This window comes from Gordonia pseudamarae (assembly GCF_025273675.1).
GTDB classification, from domain to species: Bacteria; Actinomycetota; Actinomycetes; order Mycobacteriales; family Mycobacteriaceae; genus Gordonia; species Gordonia pseudamarae.
Map to the genome: position 1 here is coordinate 5,139,097 of NZ_CP045809.1, position 7,912 is coordinate 5,147,008.

Genomic DNA, 7,912 nt, shown 5'->3' on the forward strand with positions numbered 1-7,912 from the left:
CGCCACTCATCCCGAGACTCAAGCGCCGATGCGTCTCGTCCCAGATGCCATGGAGCACGACGGGGCTCTGCACAACGGCGAGGGCTTGCACCGGTCATCCACCGAGCGCGAACCATATGCCTGGCTCGGTGACACATACCGCGGTCGCACACCGGCCCACTCGCCCCAGCGCTTCGAGAGGGCAAGCTCTGCACTGCTCGGTACCGAAGTCTCACAGGAAGTCCACCTAGTGCAGGCCTCACGCGCATCGCGACCTATCGGGGACACGGGGGAGGGGAGTGATACGGAATCTCCACCGACACGGTGGGCTGATCGCGACGGACTGATCAGCACACGGTTGTTTCACGTGAAACAACCGATGTTTCACGTGAAACCCACACCGCCGCCGACTTGAGCGGACCTTGGACGGCACCACACCGAACCAGCTCAACAAGCTCGACGGTCAGTCAGTATGCCGTCGCCGACAGGTGAGGAGATCACCGACAGACTTCTCGATGCTGCCGTCGTGGGTGGCGTCGTAGGATCTGAACTCCAGGTTCGCGCCGGGTGCCCGCATCATTCTGACGAGAGGAAGCACCGTTGGGAACGTCAGCATGGGGTAAGTCTACTGGGGTGGTGGGAATCGGATCAGGGCTGGGCTGGGCCTGAGCAGGTCGATCGTGTCGCTCCCGGGTCGGGGTCGCGCCATCGCGTAGTGATCTACGAGTCACCTTCCACAGGACTCACAGAAGGCTATCTACGCGATGGCCCATGACCATTCTGCACTGGTCGACCAACCCTCGACCTCGTGGACTCGGGCCAGTTCCAGGCCATGACCGCCGAGCTGCTGCGCCACGGCCTGCAAGAGCTGATCGAAGCCGAACCGGCCGCCCGTATCGCGGCCGGCCGCTACGAACGCAGCAGCGAACGCACCACCCACCGCAAAGGATCACGTCCGAAGACGATCACCACCCCGGCCGGGGAGGTGCGGGTACAGACCCCGAAGCTGCGGGAAGGATTGTTCTTCCCGTCCCTGCTCGAACGCCGCCACCGGATCGACCGCGCCCTGCACGCGGTCATCATGGAGGACTACGTCGCCGGGTGTCCACCCGTGCCGTCGACGGCCTGGTCAAAGCGATGGGTTCGGACACCGGGATCAGCAAGTCCGAATTCTCCCGGATCTGCGCCCAGCTCGACGCCGAAGTGGCCGCGTTTCGCGAGCGCACCGTGCACCACACCGAGTTCCCGTACATCTTCCTCGACGCCACCTACCTCAAATCGCGGATCGGGGCGCACGTGGTCTCCCAGGCCATGATCGTGGCGATCGGGGTCTGGGATCGACGGCACCCACGAAGTCCTGGCACCGACGTCGGCGACAGCGAGTCCTTCGAGTTCTGGAACGACTTCCGGTCCTCGCTACGCGAACGAGGCCTGCACGGGGTGCGCCTGGCGATCTCCGACGCCCACGCCGGTTTGAACGCTGCCGTGGCCCGCCAGTTCACCGGTGCCGGGTGGCAACGCTGCCACGTGCACTTCATGCGCAACCTCGCCGGAAAGGTCCCCGGCAAGCAGCAGGCCGCCGTACTGGCCGCGGTCACGACCATCTTCGCCCACACCGACCGCGACGCTCTGCCCGCCCAATGGGACACCGTCGCCGACACCCTGGAACCGAGCTATCCGGCGGTCGCGGCGATGATGAGCGAGGCCAAGACCGACGTGCCGGCATTCGCCGAGTACCCGCTGGCGCACTGGCAGAAGATCTGGTCGAACAACCCTATCGAGCGGTTGAACAAGGAGACCAAACGCCGCGCTGACGTCGTGGAGACCTTCCCCAACAACCAGGCCATCCTCCGCCTGGCCACCTCCGTAGTGATCGACCAGCACGACGAATGGCAAGTCTGCCGCCGCCCGCTGTGCGTGTCGCCAAAGCGCATGCCAGGGTGGCCGATTCCCGCAAGGACTGGGCGCACAAACAGTCCACGGCGTTGATTCGCGAGAACCAAGCGATCTACGTCGAGGACTTGTGTGTCTCGGGTCTTGCGCGGACTCGATTGGCGAAGTCGGTACACGATGGCGGGTGGGTGATGTTCACCCGCATGGTGGAGGAGAAAGCCGCCCGGTACGGACGGTACGTCGGGAAAGTGGATCGGTTCTTCCCGTCCTCGCAACTGTGCTCGACGTGCGGAGTGCAGGATGGCCCGAAGCTGCTCTCGGTTCGAGAGTGGACATGTCAGGCGTGTGGGGTGGTCCACGACCGCGACCTCAATGCCGCCAGAAACATTCTCGCGGAGGGACGCTCCGAGAGACTAAACGCCTGCGGAGGGGCTGTCAGTCTTCCCGCCTAGCGGAAAGCGAGCCCCAGTGAAACAGGAACCCGCCAAGACGCCACGGGAGTGGCGTGGTAGGAATCCCGGTCGTTCACGGCCGGGAGGACGTCAAATCGCCAGAGCAGACACCGAACGAGCGGAGGGTTCGGCGTGAGTCTCGAACGGCTGCAGGTACATTACGGTTTCACCAGGATGCCCTTCGAGCGGAATCTCGCACCATCGATGCTGCACCGTCATCCCGGCATCTACCTGCCCAACCCTCAGTCAGGGTCCGCGGAACGCTGCACCACATCGTCACCACACTGGGACGGGCCCCAAACTTCTACACCGCGACGCCGACGCCGCAAGCAGCGGAATCCCACGCCGCCGAGCACGCTGAACGTGGCCGCACCCCAGTCGTCGACGAGGCACACCTACTCGACAACGCGCAGATGGAAGCAATCCGCATGCTCACCAACCACGACATGAACTCCGGTTCCCCGTTCACCGGATTGCTCGTCGGGCAACCAACCTTGCGGCACCGACTCAAATTCGGCGTCCTGGCCGCACTCGACCACCGCATCGCCGTCCGCTACGCACTCGCCGGGATAGCACCGCCCGACACCGCTGACTACACCGGCCACCACCTCGAGATCGCCGACCGTTCCGACCCGCTGTTCTCCGACGACGCCATCACGTTGATTCACACCGCTGCACGCGGTACCCGCGGTCGGTGAACAACCTCGCCGTACACGCCCTGGCCGCCGCGTTCGCCGCCAAATCTGCGATCGTCGACGATAAGGCCACCCAGATCGCCGTCACCGAATCCGGTAACGACTGAGTCATTCACCCCACGACGTCACGTCGCCGACCACGCCACCACATCGCCGACACAGGACCCCGACCGCTACCGCCGCTCGCCTACATCGACATCATCCGCATCGTCAATGACGGACAACACCCACACCGAGTTGATGCGGTCGATCGAACTCCGAACCGAACTACGGTTTCCTCAGTGTTGCCCATCTCAGACCGGAACCGGGCAACTGTGAGCCCGAAACTTCGCGGTTCACCGGACACCGAGCGATCCGCAGCGATCCAAACCCGAATCGATCACACTCGGCGCGGCGGATCCCCAGTTCCAGATCCCGGTTGATCCAGGCCCGGGTTCTTCTAATCTTGCGCTCCACCCTTGCGCGCGGACCGCTTACCACCGACCTTGCTACGGCGGTCACCGACATCCTGCGTCACCTTGTCACCGATGACGACGGTCGTCGGCTCGTCCAGGAACCGCGTGCCACAGGTCGCCATCCGCAGCGCTGTGAGACCACGCTTCTCGACGGCCACCTTGTCACGTTCGATCTCGTCGGCTGCCGATGACCCTTTGATCGCGACCATAACGCCCCCGGTTGCGACCAAGGGAGCGGACCAACCCGCCAGACGCTCGAGGGGGGCCACAGCCCTCGAGGTCACCACGTCGGCGGTACCGCTGTCGGACCGCACCGCCTTCTCCTCAGCACGGCCCCGGACCACCCGCACGCCCTGGAGCCCGAGCCGACTGATCACGGCTTCGAGGAAGGTGGCACGTCGCAGCAGCGGTTCGACGAGCGTCACCTGAAGGTCGGGTCGCGCGATCGCCAGCGGGATACCGGGCAGTCCGGCCCCACTGCCAATGTCGATCACGGTGGATCCGGGCGCGATCACCTCGCCGATGACAGCGCAGTTGAGCACATGCCGGGTCCACAGCCGTTCTACTTCGCGGGGGCCGATCAGCCCCTGCACGATCCCGTCGGTGGCGAGGATGTCGCGGTACTCCTGTGCAAGACCCACTCGGTCACCGAAGATCGCGGTCGCCACAACCGGGGCAGGGGAGGGTGCACCTTCACGGTCCGTCCCCGCGGTAGGTTCACGGTTCTGGGGTTCACGGTTCTGGGGTTCACGGTTCTGGGGTTCACGGTTCTGGGGTTCACGGTTCTGGGGTTCACGGTTCTGGGGTTCACGGTCGGCGACATCGCCGTCCTCATCACCTGTGCCCATCGTTGCCTCCTGTGTCCGCGCCGACGGCTGTTTCACGTGAAACAGCTTCGAGGCGCACTCCCGTCATTCTGGTACCGAACGAACCCGATCCCGAAATCACCCTGCCCGCAAACGGGAAAAGTCCTGGCCGTAGCCAGGACTCTCCCGTCAACACCGTTCGCTACGACGAACGAAGCACTACCACCCGGCGCTTGGGTTCCATGCCCTCGCTCTCGGACACCACACCGTCGACGTCGGCGACGGCGTCGTGCACAATCTTGCGCTCGAACGGGGTCATCGGGTCGAGGGATTCCTTCTCGCCGCTGGCCAGCACACGCTCGGCAACCTCGCGGCCGAGACGGGCCAGACGTTCGCGCCGGTCGGCACGCCACCGAGCAATGTCGAGCATCAATCGGCTGCGATCGCCCGTCGCCTGCTGCACGGCCAGCCGGGTGAGCTCCTGCAGCGCGTCGAGCACCTCACCCTTGCGGCCTACGAGCTTGGTGAGATCGTCTCCGCCATCGATGCTGACGACGGCCCGATCACCGTCGACGTCGAGGTCGATGTCGCCGTCGAAGTCGAGAACGTCGAGCAGCTGCTCGAGGTAATCGCCGGCGATCTCGCCTTCCTCGATGAGGCGCTCATCCTCATCGTCGTCATCCTCATCGTCGTCATCATCATCGTCGTCATCGGCACCCGAAGCATCCGTGGCTGCCGTGTCCTCGTCAGCTGCCGTATCGTTGTCAGCTGCCGTGTCGTTGTCAGTCGCCTCGTCGGCATCGGAAAGTTCGTCCACAGCCTGCTCCTCGACGACCTGATCGTCATCGACATCGCCCTGCGGCGTGGTCTCAGTTGTCATTTCAACCGCCTCATCTTGGTGAATAGAAAAAGTCTCTGCATCGGCGACGGGCGCTATTTGCCGCCGGGACGGTTGCGCTTGGCCGCACCGCCCTTGCCGCCACCCGCACCGCCCTTCGGCTTCTTGCCGGACGAGCCGGACTTGCGATTACCGCTTCCGGCGGGTTTGGCACCCGGCGTGGGTTTGGCACCCGCCTGGGGCTTGACCGGCTTCCGTCCCGGCTTCGGCTTCGACATGTCCACAGACGATTCGGAGTCTGCCGGTTTCGAGTCCGAATCGCTCGATTCGTCGAGCTTCGCCGGGGCCGCGGCGGCGCGCTTGGTGCGGTTCGGCCGGGCGCCCGGCTTAGGGGCATTGGCCTTGAGCTTCTCCTGCTTGGCCTGGCGGGCGGCCTCTTCCTCTTTCTCGATCTGACCGAACACGATGTGCTGCTGGCCGTAGGTCCAGATGTTGTTACTCATCCAGTACAGGAGGATGGCGACGGGGAAGAACACACCGGTCACGAGAATGCCGAGCGGGAAAATATACAGGGCGAGGTTGTTCATGATCCGCGTCTGCGGGTTCTCCAGCGCGGCCGCCGGCTGGCGGGCAACCGAGGCACGCGAGTTCATGTGCGTGGAGACCGAGGCGATGATCATCATCGGCACCACGAGAATCGCGATATGACCGCGGGTGAAGTCGATGTCCTCCGGCTTGAGTGAGGACACGAACGCCACCCATTCGGTCGTGGGCTGGGTCACGTACGACGACAGCGGCACACCGAACAACCGGGCGTCGAGGAAGTTCTGCACCTGGTCTGCGTTGAAGACGTAGTTGCCGTATCGGCGGGTTTCCTCAGCAGTCATGCCGAGCTGACCCATGCCGGTGCCCATCCTGTTGAACGAGCGCAGAACATGGAACAGACCGATGAACACGGGGATCTGCATGAACATCGGCAGACAGCCGAGCAACGGGTTGAAGCCGTGCTCCTTCTGCAGCTTCTGCATTTCCTCGGTCATCTTGACCCGGTCTTTGGCGTACTTCTTCCGGATCGCCTGAAGCTGCGGGTTGATCTCCTGCATCTTCTTGGTGGTGCGCACCTGCTTGACGAACGGCTTGTACAGGATCGCGCGCAGGGTGAAGACCAGGAAGACCACCGACAGTGCCCAGGCGATGCCGTCGCCACCGGGTGTGTTGGGGGTCAGATGGTCGAACAACCAGTGCCAGACCCACATGATCCAGGAGACCGGCCAATAGATGAAGTTGAGCACGGGTCGGTTACCCCTTACCTCGAGAGTGTGTCGAACGGACGGCGGATTCGGCCTCGCGTCTTCCTCCGGGGAGGTAGTGGCGCAGACCACGTTCGGGTACCGGGTCGTATCCCGGTTTGTGCCATGGTCCGCACTTGAGCAGACGCACGACAGCGAGTGTTCCACCGTGTACCAGGCCGTGGGCGTTGAGCGCGTCGACGGCGTACGCCGAGCAGGTGGGCTCGAAGCGGCAGGTCGGCATACGCATCGGCGAGATCCACGAACGGTACAGCTCGATCAGGAAGATCACGGCCCGGCGCGGCCATAGTCGCAGGCGGCGGGCGACGGTCGGATGCGTGGAAGTCTGGGTCACAGAGGCACCGTTTCGGTGGCCTCGCCCGCTATTCGGGGTACATCAGTGCAGGGCAGATCAGTGTGGGCAGTACCTGGCCGGGCACAATCGGGGCGGGCTCGGTCGAGGAGTGTGCGCACCCGACGGTGCTCGAGAGCGGTGCTCAACTGTGCTGCGAGACCGACACTGCTCGGACCATCTGCGGACGGCCTGGCGCGCACGACGACGAGAGTGTCGGCCGGGATCAGGGTTGACACCTCGCGAAAGGCGGCACGCAGACGACGCGCCACACGATGCCGGGTAATCGCGTTGCCGACGGCCTTGCTCACGATCAGGCCGAGCCGGGGGCCGCCGGAGGTGGCGACGTCATCTCGCGGTCCTCGCTGCTCTCCTGGGAGAACACCGGAACACGCGACGTGGACGATGAGGTCACGTGTGGAGACGCGCGCACCGTATTTCAGGGCGCGTGTGAAGTCGGATCCCGACGAGATCCGATGCTGTGCGGCGACCATCGAGGATCATCCCGATCCGGCACGTGGCTCATGAAAGTGAATCGGCGCGACGAACAGCCGGCCCGCGGCCGACCTCGCCGTACCTGCGACTCACCGACAACCTTGCCGACGAGCCCGTCCGCGTGTCGACCGGGCGCAGGGCTGGTCGACACCACCGCACGGGTGCCGGAGATCAGTGATGTCGTCGATCAGGCGGTGAGCTTTGCGCGGCCCTTGCTGCGACGGCTGTTCACAATCGCACGACCGGCACGGGTCCGCATACGCAGACGGAAGCCGTGTACGCGCGAACGACGACGGTTATTGGGCTGGAATGTCCGCTTACCCTTGGTCACAGCTGACTCCTTGTTTCGAGGTGGCCTGGTTTCCAGATCACGGTGCCGAACTCCTGTCGGGTTGCTGACAGCTCCGGATCTGACGGGTAAAGTTCCCGCCACGGTCCGATTCTGCCGCGCAAATCCGTTACCTGGATGACCAGTCGAGACTACTGACTCGCGATGCCCAAATCAAACGAGCGTGCCCGGTCCCGCTGGCCTCGATCGTTTGCTCACCCTGTCCACAACTGTGGATAACCATGTGGACAACATGGTCCGTTCTCATGCATGGTGGCAGTCTCACCCCACGACGCCGGCTGGTCTCATCCGGCAGGAGGACAGGTACAC

Annotated in this window: 7 protein-coding genes and 2 pseudogenes; 3 read left to right on the top strand and 6 right to left on the bottom strand. The window is 64.2% G+C overall.

The window, feature by feature from the left end; genetic code table 11:
* Positions 1 to 743: 743 nt before the first annotated feature.
* The 3 genes and pseudogenes from GII31_RS22415 to GII31_RS22425 form a co-directional block, all read left to right on the top strand.
* Positions 744 to 1,887: pseudogene (locus GII31_RS22415) on the top strand (IS256 family transposase); the annotation flags it as partial.
* A complete protein-coding gene (locus GII31_RS22420; RefSeq protein ID WP_246222019.1) occupies positions 1,869 to 2,324 on the top strand; it encodes a transposase in 456 nt (151 codons plus the stop codon). The pseudogene GII31_RS22415 and the gene GII31_RS22420, both read left to right, overlap by 19 nt.
* Before the next feature lie 132 nt (positions 2,325 to 2,456).
* Positions 2,457 to 3,126, top strand: a pseudogene (locus GII31_RS22425) (ExeA family protein).
* Between the two features lie 332 nt (positions 3,127 to 3,458).
* Here the strand turns inward: GII31_RS22425 and rsmG are convergent.
* From rsmG to rpmH, 6 genes are all read right to left on the bottom strand, one after another.
* Positions 3,459 to 4,142, bottom strand: coding sequence for a 16S rRNA (guanine(527)-N(7))-methyltransferase RsmG (gene rsmG / locus GII31_RS22430; protein WP_246222371.1), 684 nt, complete (start codon positions 4,140 to 4,142; stop codon positions 3,459 to 3,461).
* Positions 4,143 to 4,482: 340 nt separating this feature from the next.
* A complete protein-coding gene (locus tag GII31_RS22435) occupies positions 4,483 to 5,160 on the bottom strand; it encodes a Jag family protein (RefSeq protein ID WP_213245639.1) in 678 nt (225 codons plus the stop codon).
* Between the two features lie 53 nt (positions 5,161 to 5,213).
* The gene (yidC, locus tag GII31_RS22440) at positions 5,214 to 6,410 is read right to left on the bottom strand and encodes a membrane protein insertase YidC (RefSeq protein ID WP_213245641.1); all 1,197 of its coding nucleotides are present in this window, start codon (positions 6,408 to 6,410) and stop codon (positions 5,214 to 5,216) included.
* 7 nt (positions 6,411 to 6,417) lie between these two features.
* Entirely contained in the window at positions 6,418 to 6,762 is a 345-nt protein-coding gene (yidD, locus tag GII31_RS22445) for a membrane protein insertion efficiency factor YidD (RefSeq protein ID WP_213245643.1), read from the bottom strand.
* A complete protein-coding gene (gene rnpA / locus GII31_RS22450) occupies positions 6,759 to 7,253 on the bottom strand; it encodes a ribonuclease P protein component (protein WP_213245645.1) in 495 nt (164 codons plus the stop codon). Before rnpA ends, yidD begins: the two co-directional genes overlap by 4 nt.
* A gap of 188 nt (positions 7,254 to 7,441) precedes the next feature.
* Entirely contained in the window at positions 7,442 to 7,585 is a 144-nt protein-coding gene (gene rpmH / locus GII31_RS22455) for a 50S ribosomal protein L34 (RefSeq protein WP_005187546.1), read from the bottom strand.
* Between the last annotated feature and the right edge of the window lie 327 nt (positions 7,586 to 7,912).